General features: G+C 58.2%; 22 protein-coding genes and 1 riboswitch. Of the genes, 14 read left to right on the top strand and 8 right to left on the bottom strand.

The genetic code is table 11. From position 1 onward, the window contains the following. The first annotated feature begins 13 nt into the window (after positions 1-13). The 12 genes from lptE (at position 14) to lipA (ending at position 11,103) form a co-directional block, all read left to right on the top strand. Positions 14-580, top strand: coding sequence for an LPS assembly lipoprotein LptE (gene lptE, locus ACL2XP_RS19510; RefSeq protein ID WP_413734727.1), 567 nt, complete (start codon positions 14-16; stop codon positions 578-580). Then, entirely contained in the window at positions 577-1,608 is a 1,032-nt protein-coding gene (holA, locus tag ACL2XP_RS19515; protein WP_413734728.1) for a DNA polymerase III subunit delta, read from the top strand. Before lptE ends, holA begins: the two co-directional genes overlap by 4 nt. Further along, positions 1,601-2,278 carry a nicotinate-nucleotide adenylyltransferase gene (gene nadD, locus ACL2XP_RS19520; RefSeq protein ID WP_413734730.1) on the top strand — a complete coding sequence of 226 codons (678 nt, stop codon included), beginning with the start codon at positions 1,601-1,603 and terminating at the stop codon, positions 2,276-2,278. The genes holA and nadD overlap by 8 nt, the downstream gene beginning before the upstream one ends. Positions 2,279-2,439: 161 nt before the next feature. Continuing rightward, positions 2,440-2,757, top strand: a complete 318-nt coding sequence (rsfS, locus tag ACL2XP_RS19525; protein ID WP_413734732.1) for a ribosome silencing factor — start codon at positions 2,440-2,442, stop codon at positions 2,755-2,757. A gap of 3 nt (positions 2,758-2,760) precedes the next feature. After that, positions 2,761-3,231, top strand: a complete 471-nt coding sequence (rlmH, locus tag ACL2XP_RS19530; RefSeq protein ID WP_413734734.1) for a 23S rRNA (pseudouridine(1915)-N(3))-methyltransferase RlmH — start codon at positions 2,761-2,763, stop codon at positions 3,229-3,231. A 37-nt stretch (positions 3,232-3,268) separates the two neighbouring features. Then, positions 3,269-5,173: a peptidoglycan DD-transpeptidase MrdA gene (mrdA, locus tag ACL2XP_RS19535; RefSeq protein ID WP_413734736.1), complete on the top strand. Its 1,905-nt coding sequence runs from the start codon at positions 3,269-3,271 to the stop codon at positions 5,171-5,173. Between the two features lie 6 nt (positions 5,174-5,179). Beyond that, complete coding sequence (gene mrdB / locus ACL2XP_RS19540; RefSeq protein WP_413734737.1) at positions 5,180-6,292, top strand: peptidoglycan glycosyltransferase MrdB; 1,113 nt, start codon at positions 5,180-5,182, stop codon at positions 6,290-6,292. A 9-nt stretch (positions 6,293-6,301) separates the two neighbouring features. Further along, entirely contained in the window at positions 6,302-7,483 is a 1,182-nt protein-coding gene (rlpA, locus tag ACL2XP_RS19545) for an endolytic peptidoglycan transglycosylase RlpA (RefSeq protein ID WP_413734738.1), read from the top strand. Positions 7,484-7,638: 155 nt separating this feature from the next. Continuing rightward, on the top strand, positions 7,639-8,838 hold the full coding sequence (gene dacA / locus ACL2XP_RS19550; protein WP_413734739.1) for a D-alanyl-D-alanine carboxypeptidase DacA: 1,200 nt from the start codon (positions 7,639-7,641) through the stop codon (positions 8,836-8,838). A gap of 103 nt (positions 8,839-8,941) precedes the next feature. After that, positions 8,942-9,205, top strand: coding sequence for a DUF493 family protein YbeD (ybeD, locus tag ACL2XP_RS19555; protein WP_413734741.1), 264 nt, complete (start codon positions 8,942-8,944; stop codon positions 9,203-9,205). A gap of 14 nt (positions 9,206-9,219) precedes the next feature. Next, entirely contained in the window at positions 9,220-9,927 is a 708-nt protein-coding gene (gene lipB, locus ACL2XP_RS19560) for a lipoyl(octanoyl) transferase LipB (protein WP_413734742.1), read from the top strand. A gap of 210 nt (positions 9,928-10,137) precedes the next feature. Then, entirely contained in the window at positions 10,138-11,103 is a 966-nt protein-coding gene (gene lipA / locus ACL2XP_RS19565; protein ID WP_413734743.1) for a lipoyl synthase, read from the top strand. A 120-nt stretch (positions 11,104-11,223) separates the two neighbouring features. On the opposite strand, the gene tatE is transcribed toward lipA, so the two are convergent. From tatE to ACL2XP_RS19595, 6 genes are all read right to left on the bottom strand, one after another. Continuing rightward, a complete protein-coding gene (tatE, locus tag ACL2XP_RS19570) occupies positions 11,224-11,430 on the bottom strand; it encodes a twin-arginine translocase subunit TatE (RefSeq protein WP_413734744.1) in 207 nt (68 codons plus the stop codon). Between the two features lie 145 nt (positions 11,431-11,575). Next, on the bottom strand, positions 11,576-12,352 hold the full coding sequence (locus ACL2XP_RS19575; protein WP_413734745.1) for an amino acid ABC transporter ATP-binding protein: 777 nt from the start codon (positions 12,350-12,352) through the stop codon (positions 11,576-11,578). Then, positions 12,349-13,305 (bottom strand): amino acid ABC transporter permease, encoded by a 957-nt coding sequence (locus ACL2XP_RS19580; RefSeq protein ID WP_413734747.1) that lies wholly within the window; start codon positions 13,303-13,305, stop codon positions 12,349-12,351. The genes ACL2XP_RS19575 and ACL2XP_RS19580 overlap by 4 nt, the downstream gene beginning before the upstream one ends. After that, positions 13,302-14,189 carry an ABC transporter substrate-binding protein gene (locus ACL2XP_RS19585; RefSeq protein WP_413739233.1) on the bottom strand — a complete coding sequence of 296 codons (888 nt, stop codon included), beginning with the start codon at positions 14,187-14,189 and terminating at the stop codon, positions 13,302-13,304. Before ACL2XP_RS19585 ends, ACL2XP_RS19580 begins: the two co-directional genes overlap by 4 nt. Positions 14,190-14,243: 54 nt before the next feature. After that, the gene (locus ACL2XP_RS19590; RefSeq protein ID WP_413734748.1) at positions 14,244-15,038 is read right to left on the bottom strand and encodes a deaminated glutathione amidase; all 795 of its coding nucleotides are present in this window, start codon (positions 15,036-15,038) and stop codon (positions 14,244-14,246) included. A gap of 18 nt (positions 15,039-15,056) precedes the next feature. After that, positions 15,057-16,025 (bottom strand): nitrate ABC transporter substrate-binding protein, encoded by a 969-nt coding sequence (locus tag ACL2XP_RS19595; RefSeq protein ID WP_413734750.1) that lies wholly within the window; start codon positions 16,023-16,025, stop codon positions 15,057-15,059. Positions 16,026-16,153: 128 nt separating this feature from the next. Here ACL2XP_RS19595 and ACL2XP_RS19600 point away from each other — a divergent pair, with 128 nt between their 5' ends. Continuing rightward, positions 16,154-17,500 (top strand): aminotransferase class I/II-fold pyridoxal phosphate-dependent enzyme, encoded by a 1,347-nt coding sequence (locus ACL2XP_RS19600; RefSeq protein WP_413734752.1) that lies wholly within the window; start codon positions 16,154-16,156, stop codon positions 17,498-17,500. Between the two features lie 32 nt (positions 17,501-17,532). Beyond that, positions 17,533-17,595: riboswitch (Fluoride riboswitch) on the top strand. Positions 17,596-17,671: 76 nt separating this feature from the next. Further along, on the top strand, positions 17,672-18,064 hold the full coding sequence (crcB, locus tag ACL2XP_RS19605) for a fluoride efflux transporter CrcB (protein WP_413734754.1): 393 nt from the start codon (positions 17,672-17,674) through the stop codon (positions 18,062-18,064). Between the two features lie 67 nt (positions 18,065-18,131). Here crcB and cspE read toward each other — a convergent pair whose 3' ends face one another. Then, positions 18,132-18,341 carry a transcription antiterminator/RNA stability regulator CspE gene (gene cspE, locus ACL2XP_RS19610; RefSeq protein WP_025244663.1) on the bottom strand — a complete coding sequence of 70 codons (210 nt, stop codon included), beginning with the start codon at positions 18,339-18,341 and terminating at the stop codon, positions 18,132-18,134. A gap of 144 nt (positions 18,342-18,485) precedes the next feature. Continuing rightward, entirely contained in the window at positions 18,486-19,250 is a 765-nt protein-coding gene (locus ACL2XP_RS19615) for a YdiY family protein (RefSeq protein ID WP_413734756.1), read from the bottom strand. Between the last annotated feature and the right edge of the window lie 612 nt (positions 19,251-19,862).

The raw sequence follows: 19,862 nt of genomic DNA on the forward strand, positions 1-19,862 counted from the left end.
ACAAGGAGGCGTTGTGCGACATCGTACTATAGCGTTGTTGCTGGGGTTCGCGGTGCTGGTCACCGCGGGCTGCGGTTTTCATCTGCGCGGCACCACGAAAGTGCCAAATGAATTAAAGACCTTAACCCTTAACAGCTACGATCCGTACGGGCCGCTGACCCGCTCGGTGCGCGAACAGCTGCGGCTCAGCGATGTAACCGTTGTCAAAGACAGCGATCCGCGCAGCAAACGCCTGCCGTCGCTGCGCATTACCGGGTCCAACGAAGGGCAGTCCACGGTGTCGGTGTTCCAGGATGGTAAAACCGCGGAATACCAGCTGGTGTTGAACGTCCAGGCGCAAGTGCTGACGCCGGGCAAGGATTTGTTCCCCATCAATATCACCGTGTTCCGCTCGTTCTTTGACAACCCGCTCACCGCGCTCGCCAAAGACAACGAAAGCGATATCATTCGCCAGGAATTGCGGCAGCAGGCCGCGCAGCAGCTGGTACGCAAACTGCTGGCGGTCCATGCCGCCGAGCAGGCCAACGGCGCCGTCGATGCGAAATTGCAAAAATCCCTGGCGGCACAGGAAGTGCAATGATCAGGCTTTACCCCGAGCAATTGGGCGCGCAGCTGCAGGAATCCCTGCGCGCCTGCTATTTATTGTTCGGCAACGATCCCCTGTTATTGCAGGAGAGCCAGGATGCGATCCGCCGCCAGGCGGAATCGCAGCACTTCAGCGAACATTTCAGCATTACCCTGGACGCTACCACCGACTGGGATGAAATTTTCAGCCTGTGCCAGGCGATGAGCCTGTTCGCCAGCCGACAGACCCTGCAATTAATCCTGCCGGAAAATGGCGCCAGCGCCCCTATCGGCGAAAAATTATCCTTGCTGTCGACCCTGCTCCATCCGGATTTGCTCTTGATTCTGCGCGGCGCCAAACTTACCCGGGGCCAGGAGAACAGCGCCTGGTTCAAAGCCCTGGGCCGCGATGCGGTGCTGGTCACCTGCGCCACTCCCGAGCAGGCGCAATTGCCCCGCTGGGTGGCCGCCCGCGCCAAAGCCATGAAACTGACCCTGGACGACGCGGCCAATCAGCTGCTGTGCTATTGCTATGAAGGCAACCTGCTGGCCCTGTCCCAGGCATTGGAACGGCTGTCCCTGGTTTATCCCGACGGCAGCCTGACCCTGCCGCGGGTGGAAACCGCGGTAAACGATGCCGCGCACTTTACGCCATTCCACTGGGTCGACGCGCTGCTGGCCGCCAAAAGCAAGCGGGCCGGGCATATCCTGCGACAGCTGCGCCAGGAAGCCAGCGAACCGGTGATTTTGCTGCGCACCCTGCAAAGAGAAGTGTTGCTGCTGCTCACGCTGCAGCGGCAAATGCAGCAGGCGCCGCTGCGCGGCCTGTTCGATCAGCATAAAGTGTGGCAGAACCGCCGGCCGCTGCTCACCCAGGCCTTGCAGCGCCTCTCCCCGCGCCAGCTGCATCATGCGGTAGCGCAAATGACCCGCCTGGAAATCGCGCTTAAGCAGGACTATGGCTATCCGGTCTGGACCGACCTTGATGCCTTGTCGCTATTGTTATGTGGTAAAAACCTGCCCGAGACCCAGCCGTATGTCTGAACCCACTACTGCCGCCCCGTTTCCCGGCACCCTGGCCGCGCTGTTCGGCGGCACTTTCGATCCCATTCATTACGGTCATATCAAACCGGCGGTCGCGCTGGCCAAAATGGTGGGGTTGCAACGGGTTACCCTGCTGCCCAATAACGTCCCCCCCCACCGTCCGCAGCCGGAAGCCAGCCCGCTGCAGCGCCTCACCATGGTGCAGTTGGCCATCGCCGACGCGGGCGGCAATCTGTTTGATATCGATGACCGGGAGCTGCGGCGCGACAATCCCTCCTGGACGGTGGAAACCTTTGAAACGCTGCGCCGCGAACGCGGAGAGGACGCGCCGCTGGGGTTTATCATCGGCCAGGACTCCCTGCTGACCCTGCCGCAATGGCACCGGGGTCTGGAACTGCTGGATACGTGCCATCTGCTGGTTTGCGCCAGACCGGGATATGGCGCTACTATGTCTACCCCGGCCCTGCAAGCGTGGCTGGAGGCGCGGCTGACCAGCGATATCCGGCAATTGCACCGCCAGCCGGCCGGGCTCATCTATTTGGCGCCGACGCCGCAGATGGCTATTTCAGCCTCATTGATCCGGGAACGCCGCCACGCCGGCAAGCGTTGCGACGATATGATATCGCCGTCCGTGCAACGTTATATTGACGAACAGGGTTTATATCGCTAGTGTGCCGCCCATGCTATACTGCGCGGCTTATTTCGCCGGCTGGGGCCAGCGCCTGATGCGTTGCCCATTGCCGTATTGGCCAGTCATTCAGTCCGCCAACCCACATATATTTGCGCTGTCCCACCAGACTGCGCATGCAAAGCACACCGAAGGGGGAACCTTTGCAAGGTAACACGCTCAAAGATTTCGTTATTGATAAAATTGATGACTTGAAAGGCCAGGATATTATTTCCATTGACGTGCGGGGCAAATCCAGCATTACCGACTGCATGATTATCTGCACCGGCACCTCCAGCCGTCATGTCATGTCCATTGCCGATCACGTCGTACAGGAATCCCGCACTGCCGGCCTGATGCCCCTGGGCGTCGAAGGCGAGAAAGTCGCCGACTGGATCGTCGTCGATCTGGGCGATGTCATCGTGCACGTGATGCAGGCGGAAAGCCGCCAGCTCTATGAGTTGGAAAAACTCTGGAGTTAACCGGTGAGACTCCAGCTGATAGCGGTGGGCACCCGCATGCCGGATTGGGTGCAAACCGGCTTTACCGATTACCTGCGCCGTTTTCCAAAAGATATGCCGCTGGAATTACAGGAAATCCCGGCCGGCAAGCGGGGCAAGAACGCGGATATCCCGCGCATTTTGGAAAAAGAAGGCGAACTGATGCTGTCGGCGGTAGGCAAGGGAAACCGCATCGTGACGCTGGATATTCCCGGCACCCCGTGGGAAACCCCGGCGCTGGCGCAGCAGTTGGAACGCTGGAAACAGGACGGCCGTGACGTCAGCCTGCTGATCGGCGGTCCGGAGGGGCTGGCTCCGGCGTGCAAAGCGGCCGCGGAGCAAAGCTGGTCGTTATCGCCCTTAACCTTGCCTCATCCTTTAGTTCGGGTGTTAGTCGCGGAGAGCCTGTATCGTGCCTGGAGCATTACCACCAACCATCCATATCACCGGGAATAAGCCGGTGAAGATGTACAGAGTGAAATAATCCCGCGGAATGAAAATAGATCATAACCCCTTTCGCGACTATTCAGCTGAGTCGGCACTGTTTGTTCGCCGGGCGCTGGTGGCATTTCTCGGTATCCTGGCCCTTAGCGGGGTGCTGATCGCCAATCTATATCACCTGCAAATCACCCGTTTTGAAGACTACCGCACGCGATCCAACGAAAACCGCATCAAGCTGGTGCCCATCGCGCCCAGCCGCGGCATTATTTATGACCGCAACGGCATCCCGCTGGCGCTGAACCGCACCATTTACCAGTTGGAGCTGATGCCTGAAAAAATCGATGACCTGCAAGGAACCATCGACGCTCTGCGCCCGATAGTCGATCTGACCGACGATGATATCGCCAACTTCAAAAAAGAACGCATCCGTTCGCACCGTTTTACCTCGCTGCCGCTCAAGGTCGGCCTGACCGAGGTGCAGCAGGCGCGTTTTGCGGTCAATCAGTTCAATTTCCCGGGCGTGGAGGTCAAAGGCTATCAGCGGCGTTACTATCCCTACGGCTCGGCGCTGACCCATGTCATCGGCTATGTTTCCAAAATCAACGATAAAGACGTGGAGCGGCTGGATAAAGACGGCATTCTCGCCAACTATGCCGCCACCAATGATATCGGCAAACTCGGCATCGAGCGTTTTTACGAAGATACCCTGCACGGCAAGACCGGCTATGAAGAAGTGGAAGTCAACAACCGTGGCCGGGTGATCCGCCAGTTGCACGAGCAGCCGCCCCAGGCCGGGAAAGACATCTACCTGACGCTGGATCTGCACCTGCAAACCTATATCGAGAAGCTGCTGGCGGGCAGCCGGGCGGCGGTGGTGGTCAGCGATCCGCGCGACGGCGGCATCCGTGCGCTGGTGTCCAATCCCAGCTACGATCCCAATCTGTTTGTCGACGGCATCTCCAGCAAGGATTACCGCAACCTGCTGCAAGACGAAGACCGGCCGTTGATCAATCGCGCCACCCAGGGCGTTTACCCGCCGGCTTCCACGGTCAAACCGTATATCGCGGTGTCGGCCCTGACCCAGGGCACCATCACGCGCAACTATTCTTTGTTCGATCCCGGCTGGTGGCAACTGCCCGGCACGGAAAAACGTTACCGCGACTGGAAAAAATGGGGCCACGGCCGGCTTAATGTCACCAAGGCGCTGGAAGAATCGGCGGATACCTATTTTTATCAGGTGGCTTACGACCTGGGTATCGACAGACTCTCGGAATGGATGTCCAAATTTGGTTACGGTTCCTATACCGGCATCGATCTTTCCGAAGAACGCTCCGGCGTGATGCCGACCCGTGAATGGAAACTCAAGCGCTTTAAAAAACCCTGGTACCTCGGCGATACCATTCCGGTGGGCATCGGCCAGGGCTACTGGACGGCCACGCCGGTGCAAATGTCCAAGGCGCTGATGTCGCTGATAAACGACGGGTCGGTGCGTATCCCGCACTTGCTCTACAGTACCCGGGAAAACGGCCAGCTGGTGCCCTATCGTCAACCGGAACACACCCAGATCGGCGACCCGCATTCCGGTTATTGGGAAATCGCCAAGGACGGCATGTATGGCGTAGCCAACCGGCCCAACGGCACCGCGCGCAAAAGCTTTGCCGACGCCCCGTATAAGGTGGCGGCCAAATCCGGTACCGCCCAGGTCTATGGCCTGAAGGCCAATGAAGTCTATAATGCGCACAAGATTGCCGAGCGTCTGCGCGATCACAAATTGATGACGGCGTTCGCCCCCTATGACAAACCCACGGTAGTGGTGGTGGTGATCCTGGAAAATGGCGGTATCGGCCCGGCGGTGGGCACCATAACCCGCCAGATTCTGGACCATATTATGCTGGGCGACAATACAACCGATTTACCGGCCGAGCAGCCTGCTCCGCCCGGCGTTGAGGGTGATTAAACAATCATGACCGATAACCAGCAAAACGGCGCGTTCTGGAACAAGCTCCATATCGACGTGCCCTTTCTTTTTCTGATCACGCTCCTGCTGGCTTATAGCGCCATGGTGATGTGGAGCGCCAGCGGACAGGATGTCGGCATGATGGAACGTAAAATCGGCCAGATTTTCATGGGGCTGCTGGTGATGCTGGTGCTGGCCCAGGTGCCCCCCCGGGTCTACGAGGCCTGGGCGCCCTATCTGTATATTATCAGCGTTATCCTGCTGGTGGCGGTGGATGCTTTCGGCCAGATCAGCAAGGGGGCGCAACGCTGGCTGGATCTGGGGTTCGTGCGCTTCCAGCCGTCGGAGATCGCCAAAATCGCGGTGCCGTTGATGGTGGCGCGCTTTATCAACCGCGACAGCTGCCCGCCGTCGCTGAAAAATACCGCCATCGCCCTGGTGCTGATTTTCCTGCCCACCCTGCTGGTGGCGGCCCAGCCCGATTTGGGCACCGCCATTCTGATTGCCGCCTCCGGCCTGTTCGTCCTGTTCCTGTCCGGCATGAGCTGGAAGCTCATTGGCGTGGCCGCGCTGCTGGTGGCGGCGTTTATCCCGATCCTGTGGTTCTTCCTGATGCATGATTACCAGCGGGATCGCGTGATGATGCTGCTCGATCCGGAAACCGACCCGCTCGGCGCCGGCTACCACATCATCCAGTCAAAAATCGCCATCGGTTCCGGCGGGCTGAGCGGCAAAGGCTGGCTGCACGGCACCCAGTCGCAGCTGGAGTTCTTGCCGGAGCGGCATACCGACTTTATCTTCGCCGTCCTGGGCGAGGAGCTGGGTCTGATTGGCGTTCTGGTGCTCTTAGGGCTATACCTGTGCGTAATCATGCGCGGCCTGGTGATCGCCGCCAAGGCGCAAACCACCTTCGGCCGGGTCATGGCGGGCGGTTTAATGCTGATTTTGTTCGTTTACGTCTTCGTGAATATCGGCATGGTAAGTGGTATCTTACCGGTGGTCGGCGTCCCGCTGCCCTTGGTCAGCTACGGCGGCTCGGCATTAATCGTGCTGATGGCCGGGTTTGGTATCGTCATGTCGATACATACTCATCGGAAAATGTTGTCTAAAAATTTATAGAGGTGAGCAATGCGTAAGGAATGGCACTGGATCGGCGTGATTGGGTTATTGCTCACGGCATGTAGCACCACGGAAAACGCGCCGGAGCAGACCGCGGCGCCGGCGGCCTACAACGGGCCGGTAGTGGAAATCAGCGGCGTCGAACCGCGCTACGAGCCCTATAACCCGGCTACCAGCCAGGACTATGAGGTCAATGGCAAAACCTACCGTATTGTTAAAAACCCGCAGAATTTCAGTGAAACCGGGCTGGCCAGCTCTTATGGCGCCGAGGCCAGCGGCAACCAAACCGCCACCGGCGAGCAGTTTGACGCCGAAGCCCTGACCGCCGCGCATCCGACGCTGCCGCTGCCTAGCTACGTGCGCGTCACCAATCTCAGCAACGGCCGCCAACTGGTGGTGAGGGTCAATGACCGCGGCCCGTATGTCCCGGGGCGCATTATCGACCTGTCGCGGGCGGCCGCCGATCGGCTCAATACCTCCAACAACAGCAAGGTGCGGGTCGACTTTATCCAGGTCGCGCCGGACGGTACGCTGTCCGGTCCCGGCACCATCGGTACGGTGGTGGCCAAGCAGAATTACGCGCTGCCGCCCCGGCCCACCCTGGGCAGCAGCGACATGGGCACGCCGGTGCTGCAGCCCGCGTCGGTGCCGGATAGTGCGCCGGTGCGTCCCGTGGCCGACCCGGATCAAAATGGCCAGCCGGCGGCCGACGACGAGTCCGCCGCCCCCGCGCCAACCGACAACGACGGCGCTCAGAGCCGGAGCGGCGGCTTTCTCGGCACCCCTTCCGCCCTGCCGGCCGGCGTGATTGAATCCGATGAGCCGGCCGCGGTGGTATCGCAACCGTCTGCGCCGGCAGTATCGCAGCCCGCGCCGCCGGTGGTAGCGCAGCCAGGGCCGATCGTCAGCACCCGCGCCTCGTCGCAGGCCGCTGCGCCGGCAGCGTCGGCAGCGCCGGCGTCCGGACATTATGTGGTGCAGGTGGGCGCATTGGGCGATCGGCAGCGGGCGATGACCTGGCAAAAAAGCCTGAGCCAGCGCTTCGGCGTACCCGGCAAGGTGACCGCCAACGGCGCCATGTTCCGGGTGCAACTGGGGCCGTTCAGTTCCAAACAGCAGGCCGGCGCGCTGCAACAGCGGTTAACCAGCGAAGCGCAGCAGCAATCGTTTATCACCACCGCGACCGATTAACGTCAATCGCCACGGCGGCCGGCAGAAACATTCTTAAAAGGTTATCCCCCGTCAGGAGACGGATTGCCTGATGCCGGCCTTTTTTACTTCTGCTATAGTGTGGCACGATTTTAACTTACTCCCACGGATGCTGTTGTCCTGACATGAATAAAGTAATGAGCCATCTTTTATTCAAGCGCTTAGCCTTAAGCACCCTTATTGCGCTGATTCCCCTGTCTTATAGCCATGCCGACGATGTGAATCTGAAGACCATGATTCCCGGCGTGCCGCAAATAGATGCCGAAACCTATATCCTGATTGACTATAATTCCGGCAAAGTGCTGGCGGAACAAAATGCCGACGCGCGCCGCGATCCGGCAAGCCTGACCAAAATGATGACCAGTTATGTCATCGGCCAGGCCATCAAATCCGGTAAAATCACCCCTACCGATATCATCACCGTGAATAAAGACGCCTGGGCGACCGGCAATCCGGTGTTTAAAGGGTCGTCGCTGATGTTTCTCAAACCAGGCGATCGCGTGCCGGTTTCGGAACTTAACCGCGGCATTATCCTCCAGTCGGGCAATGACGCCTGCGTCGCCATGGCGGATTATGTCGCCGGCAGCCAGGACGCCTTTGTCGGCCTGATGAACAATTACGTCAAGGCGCTGGGCCTGCCCAATACCCATTTCGAGACCGTGCACGGGCTCGACGCGCCGGGCCAGTTCAGCTCCGCCCGCGATATGGCCATGATAGGCAAGGCGCTGATTCGCGATGTGCCGGCCGAATACGCCACCTATAAAGAGCGGGAATTCACCTTCAATAATATCCGGCAGATGAACCGCAACGGCTTATTGTGGGATACCAACCTGAACGTGGACGGCATCAAAACCGGCCATACCGATTCCGCCGGTTTTAACCTGGTGGCCTCGGCTACCGAAGGCCAGATGCGCCTGATTTCGGCGGTCATGGGCGGCCATTCGCCCAAGGGACGTGAAAACGAAACCCGTAAATTGCTGACCTGGGGTTTCCGTTTCTTTGAAACCGTGGCGCCGCTGAAAGCCGGCAAGGAATTCGCCTCCGAGCCGGTATGGTTCGGCGATACCGACAACGTCAAGCTGGGCGTCGATACCGACGCTTACCTGACCATTCCCCGCGGCCGCATGAAGGATTTGAAAGCCAGCTATACCCTGGTCAATAAAGAATTGCGCGCGCCGTTGGCCAAGGGCCAGCAGGTGGGCACCATCAACTTCCAGCTGGACGGCAAGACTATCGATCAGCACCCGCTGGTGGTATTGAGCGAAGTGCAGGAAGGCAATATTTTCAGCCGGATCGTCGATTATATCAAACTGATGTTCCATCATTGGTTCGCTTAATTCCCGCCGCGCTTGTCAGGGGTAAACCCGCCCCCCTATAATACTGTCATCCCCCATCACTCCCGCCCAGGCGGGAGTGATGTTTTCAGCCCCCGGAGCGCTAATGAAAACCAAACTGAATGAACTGCTCGAATTCCCCTGCTCGTTCACCTATAAAGTGATGGGCATCGCCCATCCGCAACTGGTCGATCAGGTGGTCGAGGTCATACAGCGCCACGCCCCGGGCGATTACACGCCGCAGGTTAAACCCAGCAGCAAAGGCAACTACCAGGCGGTGTCCATTACCATTACCGCCACGCATATCGAGCAGGTCGAAGCGCTGTATGAAGAATTGGGTAATCTCGATTTGGTCCGCATGGTGATGTAAACCAGGAGCCGCACGTGTCGCAGGATATCATCAATATTCGCCAGCTTGGGCTGCTACCCTATGAAACGGTGTCGCGGGCCATGCATGTATTCACCGACCGCCGGGATGGCGCCACCCCGGACGAAATCTGGCTGGTGCAGCACCCCCAGGTATTTACCCAGGGCCAGGCGGGCAAAGCCGAACATATCCTGATGCCGGGCGCCATCCCGGTGATCCAAAGCGATCGCGGCGGCCAGGTCACCTTTCACGGCCCCGGTCAGCAGATCGTGTATGTCCTGCTTAACCTGAAACGCCGCAAACTCGGCGTCAGGCAATTGGTCACCCTGCTGGAAGATACGGTGGTGGCCACCCTGGCCCGTTTCGGCATCGACGCCCGCGCCCGCGCCGACGCGCCGGGCGTCTACGTGGGCGACGACAAGATTTGCTCGCTGGGACTGCGCATCCGCAAGGGCTGCTCGTTCCACGGCCTGGCGTTGAATATCGATATGGATCTCTCGCCGTTCCTGCGTATCAACCCCTGCGGTTACGCCGGCCTGCGCATGACCCAGGTGTCGGACCTCGCGCCCGGCACCCGCCTGGATGATGTGGCGCCGGTGCTCACCGCGGCGCTGCTCGCTTTGCTCGGCGATCCGCCCGCCCAGGCGGTGCCCTGGAACGCGGCTGACTATGTTGGCAACCAGGCGGAAGACGCCGGACGCCAGGCCGCCGACGCTCCGCGGTGATTGCAAGCGTTGCCGGCGGCGCGCCGATGCGGCTTAATCGCGCAGCATCGGCCGGCGCGCATTTAGCAATAATCGCTTTTTTGGGCTGAAAGCCGCCGGCTAACCATGTTATAATTTGTGATGTTTTATCAAATATATTTGAACAATCACGTAACAGAGTGAATGTGTTTAAATTCATACTGTCAAATTCGGGACGGGACCAGCAAGCTTATGAGTAAACCGATACAGATGGAACGCGGCGTAAAATACCGCGATGCCGATAAAATGGCCTTAATCCCGATCAAAACCGTGGTGGTGGAGCGGCAGGAATTACTGCGCAAACCGGAATGGATGAAGATCAAATTGCCGTCGGATTCCACGCGTATTCAGGGGATCAAGGCCGCCATGCGCAAAAACGGCCTGCACTCGGTCTGCGAAGAAGCCTCCTGCCCGAATCTGTCCGAATGCTTTAACCACGGCACCGCCACCTTTATGATTCTCGGGGCGATCTGTACCCGCCGCTGCCCGTTCTGCGACGTGGCGCACGGCCGCCCTACCGCTCCCGATGCCAATGAGCCGGAGAAACTGGGCCAGACCATTGCGGATATGGGGCTGCGCTATGTGGTCATCACCTCGGTGGATCGCGACGATCTGCGCGACGGCGGCGCACAGCATTTTGCCGACTGCGTCAGCGCTATCCGCGCGAAAAACCCCACCATCAAAATTGAAACGCTGGTGCCGGACTTTCGCGGCCGCATGGATCGCGCGCTGGAAATCATCAACGCCGCGCCGCCGGATGTGTTTAACCATAATCTGGAAAATGTGCCGCGATTATACCGCCAGGTTCGCCCCGGCGCCGACTATGCCTGGTCGTTGAAACTGCTGGAGCGCTTTAAAGAAGCCCACCCCGAGCTGCCGACCAAATCCGGCCTGATGGTGGGCCTGGGCGAAACCAATGCTGAAATCGTCGACGTGATGCGCGACCTGCGCCGCCACGGCGTGACCATGCTGACCCTGGGGCAGTATTTGCAGCCCAGCCGCCATCATCTGGCGGTGAAGCGCTACGTGAGTCCGCAGGAATTCGATGAGATGAAAGCGGAAGCGCTGGCTATGGGCTTTACCCACGCGGCATGCGGTCCGTTTGTACGCTCGTCCTACCATGCCGATCTGCAGGCGAAAGGCATTGAGGTAAAATAACCGCCGACACATTTGGTTACCTGTTTTCCTCAACGCAGCAAAAAAAAGGATGGGCGCGATGCCATCCTTTTTATTTAGCTGGATTAACCCGCTAAGATAAACCGCCGTTCAGGGCGTGACTTACTCTTTACGTTCCGTAACCTGCGGCGCTACCGCTTCGTCAGGCTGGGTTTTCTGCGCGGCGGCGTCGTCGCTGTTCATGGCCTTTTTAAAGCCTTTGATTGCCGCACCCAGATCGCCGCCCAGGCTGCGCAATTTATTGGTACCGAACAGCAGCACAATCAAGGCGCCGATTACTAACAGTTTGGTAATGCTTAGACCTTCCATACTCACCTTCTTGATTAACGCTTGCTGATAAAAACAGCGATTATTAATGTTAACCGCTTTTTACCGCTATTGCCCCTGCATTACAAGAGATATCTGTAACAGATTCACCTGCCGGTCCGGCAAAAAAGGACATTCGCCGGTTTTATCATAAAAAACGGCTTAAAAAAGCCCGGGTGCGCGGATGCTGCGGATTCACCAGGACTTCTTCCGGGACGCCCTGCTCCACCACCACGCCCTGATCCATAAAAATCACCCGGTCGGCCGCTTCGCGGGCAAAACCGATTTCATGGGTCACCACGATCATCGTCAACCCCCGATCCGCCAGATTGCGCATGGTGCCCAACACCTCGCCCACCAGTTCCGGGTCCAGCGCCGAGGTCGGTTCATCAAAGAGCATTAGCCGCGGGCGGATGGCCAAGGCCCTGGCGATGGCTACCCGCTGCTGCTGGCCGCCGGACAGATGGCGCGGATAAGCATCTGCCTTTTCGCTTAATCCCACCGTTTGCAGTAACTCGCGCGCGTAGCGCACCGCTTCCTGGCGGCTTTGCTTATGCACGCCGATGGGCGCCTCGATGATATTTTGCAATACGGTCATATGGGGATAAAGATTAAATTGCTGGAATACCATGCCGATTTCCTGCCGCTGGCGCGCGATGGCCCGCGGGGAAAGTTTATGCAGCACGCCTTTTTTCAGCTGATAGCCCACCTGGTGATCGCCGACGATAATCGAGCCTTGATTCATATCCTCCAGATGATTGATGCAGCGCAGGAAGGTGGATTTGCCAGAACCTGAAGGCCCGAGAATAACCACCACTTCGCCCGGATGAACCTCCATATTAATGCCCTTGAGCACCTCGTTATCACCGTAGCTTTTATGCACGTCCCGCGCGCATACCAGCGGCGCCGATGTCGACTGCATCATATTTTTTCTCCTGCGGCGAGCTGCCGGGCGCCGTTATCCGCCGGGGGAGAACGGCGGCGGCTAACGGTTTCGCTGCGCCGGGTGCCGCGCGCGTAATAGCGTTCAATCCCCGACTGCGCCACGTTCAGCACCGAGGTAATGATTAAATACCAAATCACCGCCACCATCAGCATCGGCACCACTTCAAAGGTGCGGTTATAGACGGATTGCACCGAATACAGTAAATCGCCCATGGCGATGACGCTCACCAGCGACGTCGCTTTGATCATGCTGATCAGCTGATTGCCGGTGGGGGGAATAATCGAACGCATGGCCTGGGGAATAATAATGCGCCGCAAGGCCCGGCCGCGGCTCATGCCGAACGCCTGGGTGGTTTCCACCTGGCCGGCGTCCACCGACAATAACCCGGCGCGAATAATTTCCGCCATATACGCCGCCTCGTTCAGCGCCAGGCCGGCGATGGCTGCGGTCAGCGGCGTGATCAGATCGTTGGTGTTCCAGCTGGCGTATACCGGCCCGACAAATGGCAGGCCGAGGGTAACGTGGGGAAACAGCGTCGACAGGTTATACCAGAAGATTAACTGCACCAGCAGCGGCGTTCCGCGGAAAAACCAAATATACAGCCCCGCCAGCCCGCGCAGCAACCGATGATCGGACAACCGCGCCACCGCCAGCAACAGCCCCAGCATCACGCCCAGCACCATGGAGATCACCGTCAGGCCCAAAGTGACGCCCAGGCCCCGGATAACCGACGCTTCGGTGAACCACTGCGCGACCACGCCCCATTCAAAGTTTTTATTATTACCGATAATCCACAGCACATTGGCGGCGAGAAGTAATACCACCACCCATAGCAGCCTGTGTCCCAAGCGGCCCGGCGCCCGCGCATAACGCACGTCGCGCTGCCGATCGGTGGCGGAGGTCAACGATGAATCAGGCGAGCGGGTGGTCATGGTTTGGCACCTCCGGCGCTGGCCAGGTTACGCCCCGGCGCTTTAATCATATTGCCTTCCAGATGCCATTTTTTCATGATGGCGGCATAGGTGCCGTTATCAAACAGTTTCTGGTAGGCTTCCAGCACGACCGCGCCCAACGGCGAGTCTTTCGGCACCACCGATCCCTGGAACAAATCGCCAAAGCCATTGGCTTTACCCAGACCGGTTAACTCCAACTGGCCGTTGGTTTGCGCGACAAAATAGGTCAAGGGGGCCTGGGAAGAGAAAAAGGCATCCACCCGGCCGGAACGCACCGCCAGCACGGAGGTGGGCTGATCGGTGAACGAGGCCACGGTGACGGCGGGCTTGCCCGCGGAGACACAGGCGGCGGACTGTTTGCGGATCACCTGCTCCGCCGAACCGGCCGCCATGACCGCGATACGCTTGCCGCAGGTATCATCAAGGCTTTGTATGCCGAGCGGATTGCCCTTTGGCACCGCGAATACCACAAACTCTTGCACAAAATCGATAAAATCATTTTTTTGTTCGCGATCGGGAAAATCGCCGATCGGTCCGAGGGCCATCTGATAGCGCCCGGAATTAATCCCGCTCAGCACGCCGGATAGTCCGCTCACCGAAGCATGTTCGACCTTCACGCCCAGCAGTTGGGCCAGGGCATCGGCCAGGTCGGCGCTGGCGCCCTCCAGCGAATGGGTACTGGTGGCGATTTCATACGGGGGAAACGAGCCGTTATTGACCGAAATAATCCGGCCGGATTGCTGAATATCCGGGGGCAGTTTGGCATGCAGCGCGCTATCCAGGGTCTGCGCCGGCAGCGCATCAGCCGCCAGCGCCGTGCCCGACAATGCCAGACAGAGCATGGCGCCCAGTATTTTTTTCATATATTTCATTACATTCCCCTATGTGAGTAGGCCGCCCATAAGGCGGTTCGCGGCTTAACGCCCGCGCAGCTGCGGCGTGGCGAAACGGCGATTTTCCAGCACCGGCAGCACGCGCCGCGCATGGGAGACCCGCTCGGGGTCCAGGTCGGCGAACACCAGCGCCGGCGCTTCGGCGGCATGGGCGATAGCGACGCCCAATGGGTCCACTACCAGGCTATTGCCGATATTGCGTTCCCCGCACTCACCGACCGCCACCATATAGCAGGTATTTTCCAGCGCGCGCGCCGTCACCAATACCTGCCAGTGCATTTCTTTAAGCGGCCCTTTGACCCAGGCGGCCGGCAGCACCAGCACCTGGGCGCCGTCCAGCGCCAGCCGGCGGGCCAGCTCGGGGAAGCGGACGTCATAGCAGGTCATCAGCCCCACCTTCATGCCCGCCACGTCCACCAGCGGCGGCACCTCGGTGCCCGGAGTGACATTGGTCGACTCCTGTACGGCAAACGCATCGTAAAGATGCAGCTTGCGATAGCGGGCGATAATTTCGCCGTTGCGGATCGCGATCAGTACATTGAATGCATGCCCGTCGCCGGTCGGCGTATGGACGCTCAGCATCGTGGTGAGGGACGATCCCCGGCTGGCGGCGCATAGTCCGCTGACAAAAGGGCCGTCCAGCGGCTGGGCCGATTTGAGGGTCAGATCGGGGTCGGCGATATCCCTGGCCAGGATACCTTCGGGCAGAACCAGCAAATCGGCTCCGCCCGTTTGGGCGCGATCCATCAGACCCAGGCAGGTTTGTAAATTATTTTCCCACACCCGATCTACGGCAAATTGTCCTAAAGCGACTTTCATAATCGATTCTCCTGCTGATTAGGGTAACGGGTTGGGAAATAATTCCGCCGGCTCAAGGCGCCGCGGGGTCAACCCTTGCTCAAAAAGTTCGCCGGCGAAATCCGCCGCCATTTGGTAATTGGCGTCAAAGCCATTATCGTTCCAGCCAGCGGGCAGATCCCGCGCGGTGCGAGCTAAATCATCCATCAGCCAGGGCGTGGTATCGGCGTATTTTACCCGTTTGTCATGCCACATCCGGGCCGACTGGCCGATAATATCGCTTAATGCCTGCGCCAGTCCGGGATGGGCCGCCGCCAGCGCCGGTTTTATCCCCAGCACATGAATGCCCGGGATATACCCCACCTGGTTAAAGTAATCGAGTTCCGCCTGGCGAAAATCAACTTGTAGCTGGCGCAAATCGGACTCCGGGGCAAAAAAGCCGCTGGGCATAAAGGGCGTGAATACCGCATCCAGCGCGCCTTCGCGCAGCAGCGCCAGCAGCGGCCGTTCGCCCGGCGCGGCTTCGATATGCCCCGGGCGGCCAAACCCCGCCAGGCGATCCACGACCGGATGATCTTCGGTAAGCCGGCCGACCCACCAGGTGGCATCGCTAATCCCCACCCCTTCGCGGCGCAGCAGGGTGCGGGTCCAGGTATTGCCGGAGTCCTGCCAGCCGGTCAAGCCGATACGCTTGCCGCGCAGTTGTCCCAATGACGTCAGGGGACTGCCTTTGGTGGTAATGATGCAGCGCTGCCGAAAACCGCGCATCAGGAAATGAGGTATCGCCAGCAGTGAATTATCCCCCCTGGCGACCGCCTGCGCGTAACGGCTAAAAGAAACTTCGCCCGCGTCGTAGTCGGCATGGGTGGCCAGGTTATCCACCAGCGTGCCCACGCGGTCGATGGTCAAAGAAAATCCCTGCGGTTTCAGATCGCCCAGCGCCAGGGGGGTGAAATAATCCCAGTCCCGGACCGCCAGCCTGATAGTAAGCGCCACGTTGTTCTCCATTGCCGGCAAAAATTTTACCGGTCATTAACAGTTTTAGACCAAAACGGCCATGATTGGTTAATTTCGATACTAAAACCACTTTGTTCAATGTACAATGACAACTTTGTTACTGTACAAAGTTTATTCTTATGGATCACATTTTATCGTCCGACTGGCTGGCCGTGCGTATTCACGATCGCACCATTAAAGGCATTGCCCTGGGCACGGCCACATTAATCAGCAGCGGCGCCATTCCCGTCGGCTGCCGGTTGCCGGCGGTGCGGGACCTGGCGTCGGCCCTCGACGTCAGTCCGGCCACGGTATCCGCGGCGTGGGGGCAGTTGCGCCGGCAAAAGGTTATCGCCGGCACGGGGCGAAACGGGGTATGGGTCTGCGCCAATATCGTGACCCCGCGTCCGGCCAGGTTTGAGGCCATAGGCAACTTCGGCGGCAATATTATTGCCGACTTGACGCTGGCCGCCCCCGACGTGGCGTATTTGCCCAATCTGCAACAGGCGCTGACGCAAGGCGCCCTGGCGGCCAATGTAAACAGCTACCGGCGCGAACCCATCAGCCAGCGGTTACAAGGGGTCGTCCAGCCGCGCTGGCCCTACGCCGCCGAGGCGTTCCTGGCGGCCGACGGCGGGTTCGACGCCATGTACCAAACGTTGCAAACGCTGATAATGCCAGGAGCGCCGGTGGCCATCGAAGATCCGACCGCCACGCGGTTACTGGATATGCTGGATAATCTCGGGGCGGAGATCATTGCCGTGCCCTGCGACGAAGCCGGACCGGGTCTGGCGGGCCTGGAGGCCGCGCTCAGACGCCAGCCGGTGGCCTTTATCTACCAGCCGCGTACCCATTCCACCACCGGCCATACCGTCACCCGGCAAAGAGCCGATGCTATGACCGCCAGGCTCGCGGCGGCGGCGACGCTGGTGATTGAAGATGACGGCATCGGCGAACTTTCGCGCCATCCGGTTTACAGCCTGGGCCGGGCATTGCCGGATCGCACGGTGCATATCAGGTCGTTTTCCAAAGCCTACGGACCCGACTTGCGGCTGGCGGTGATTTCCGGCTCCCATGATATTATCCGCCGCATACAATCCGTACGTAACTTTGGCGCCAGCTGGACCAGCCGGATTTTGCAAGAAGCGGTAGCCTGGATGATTGAAGACGGCGCCACGCAGGAGGTGATTACCGCCGCCAAAGACTGTTATGCGGCACGCCGACGCGCGCTGGTGCAAGCATTGGCGCAGCGGGGAATGATCTTGCCCGACAGGGATGGGCTGAGCATATGGCTACCGGTGATGTCGGAGCAGTATGCCCTGGTGACGCTGGCGGCCCATGGGATCGCGGTTACGCCGGGCAAACGCCACAGTCTTGGCGACAGCCGGTTTATCCGGGTCTCCACTTCCCTGCTCACGGCCGATCGGGTGGGTCTGGTGGCCGATGCCCTCATGCTGGCCTGCCAGCATGAGGGCTCCGCGGCATGAGGGTACTGTGCAGCCGGCCAAAGTCATGTATAATCCTCACAGGAGATGGCATTCCTCCTTTAACCGCCGTTATGGCTGATGATGTCTACGTTTACCTGCTTGGCGAGGGGAACGTGGCTTCATGTTCGCTTCTCTGAGTTTCCCACTCCCCAAATCCAATGAAAGGTCTTTATGTTTACCCTTTTCTCAGCCGTGTTTATCGGCGGCGGACTCGGCAGCGTGCTGCGCTGGTTGATTAGCCTGAAGTTTAATGGTAACGGACTGCCGTTCCCGGCCGGCACGCTGGCGGTCAATTTGATCGGCGCATTTATTATCGGCCTGTGCATGGCGTTGTTTATCCGGACCACGCAGATCGATCCGGTGTGGAAGGTGTTTATCACCACCGGCTTTTGCGGCGGATTGACTACCTTTTCAACGTTCTCGGCCGAAGTCGTGTCGCTGATGATCGGCGGGCAATTAATGTGGGCGGGGGTCAATATTCTGTTGAACCTGGTCGGCTCGCTGGCCATGACGCTGCTGGCCATGGCGCTGGTCAATATGTTCGGCCCGCCGGTTCCCCTATGAGCGTCATCGGCGCGATTCAGGCATAAAAAAACCCGCATTAAGCGGGTTTTTCAGGAATCTGGCTATTTTAGATAGCTGTAACGTCAGCAGCCGAAGGGCCTTTGGCGCCGTTAGTGATTTCAAATTCCACACGTTGGCCTTCGGCCAGCGTTTTGAAACCATTACTCTGAATGGCGGAGAAATGTACGAATACGTCTTTGCTGCCATCTTCAGGAGTAATGAAACCGAATCCTTTAGATTCATTGAACCACTTAACGTTACCTTTAATCTTAGACATCAAACTTACCTTTAAATAAATGATAGACACAAACTCTGTGTCGGGTACTAGTACAGCAATTGGCAAGCCCTTTGTCCAGCTTAAGATCGCTAATACGTGACAAAAAATACCAAAATAACATTTTAACCTAAAGCCGCGCGCCTATCAGAGACCGTAGACCAGCGAAACCGCGGTTTTGGTATCGGTATGCTTCGGCGCACTGTCCGGCGTGCTGCTGTTATAGGTCACGTCATAAGTCACTTTCAAGGCGAAGTGACTGTTAATGGAGACATTAAGCCCGGTCTCGGAGTTGACCGTGATATCTTCATTACCCAAAACCGAAACACCCTGGATGAACTGGGCATTGTCGGTCAACTGGTATGAGTAGGAGGCTGCGCCATAGGCCAGGGCCTTGGTCTGGTTGCCGCCGCCCTGGAACTCATCGTGCCTGACGCCAGGACCCGCTTCCAGACGCAGATGGGTAATCGGCCCGTTCAGGACCTGACGGCCATAACCGGCGGTCAGCGTATCCCGTGAACGATAGCCATTGTAACGGTCGCTCAGCCAGCTGCCCTGGGTGAACAGGAAGTTATCGGCATCCATATTATGACGCGCACGAGCGCCCGCCTGGTATTTCTCAGACGACCGTTCATTGTCGGTGGAGTTGTTCACCGCTTCGCCCCAGATACTGTAGGCATTGGTCGGCTGGAACCAGGTCATGGTGCTGCTGGCCGCCAGCGCGGAGCTGGTGGAATTGCCTGACTGCGCGTTATAACCGGCTTGGACATTGCCATCGAAACTTTTTTTCGCGGTAGAAGGATCGTCTAACGCGGTAAAAATATCGGTATCAGCAAAAGTCGAGAAACTAGCCAGGGACATTCCCAGGATAGTCAGAAGCCATACTGCCCGAGAGCGACCATTGCGTAACATAATTTACCTATAAAATGATGTTTGGGTTTTTAAACCAGCGAGTAAAGAAAGGCTGCTAGTGTAGCGAATCAGGACAGAAGGTGTACTGGTAATTTTTTGTAATATTAGTAACAAAATTTAAGATACCCGGCCTGGCCGATCGCCATCCCCCGCCGCAGCGTGCGAAGTGAAATAAAATAGTGATGCTTTTCAATAGCTTTGTATGACAAATTAAGCCATGGATAATTATACCGACTGAGCATAAAGCTTACATTGGCGCTTTCTATTATCTTAAGATTATTCCTAAAAAGCAAGCCATGCCGGGCAGCGCACATTCATTTAGTAAATTGCAGCTTTATGGCAACAGTATTGGCACTCGCATCGGCATTTCTTTGACAAAAATTAACATTAAAATAACCGAAAAATAATATAGCCCAGAGCAAGCCAAAAAAACCCGCTCAATACGTACACCAACATCCACGCCTGATATCGCGCCATGTCCATTTCCCATGATTTCCTAAACGATAAAATCAAGGGTGTAGTATAAAAAATATTCATTTTGGCGATTGGGCGAGCAGGGCCCGTAAATAGCCCTATTTCCCGCGATAATGAGTCAATATGCGCCAGCCAGGG

Origin of the sequence: Sodalis sp. RH21 (assembly GCF_047324175.1) — a bacterium.
GTDB lineage: Bacteria > Pseudomonadota > Gammaproteobacteria > Enterobacterales > Enterobacteriaceae > Acerihabitans.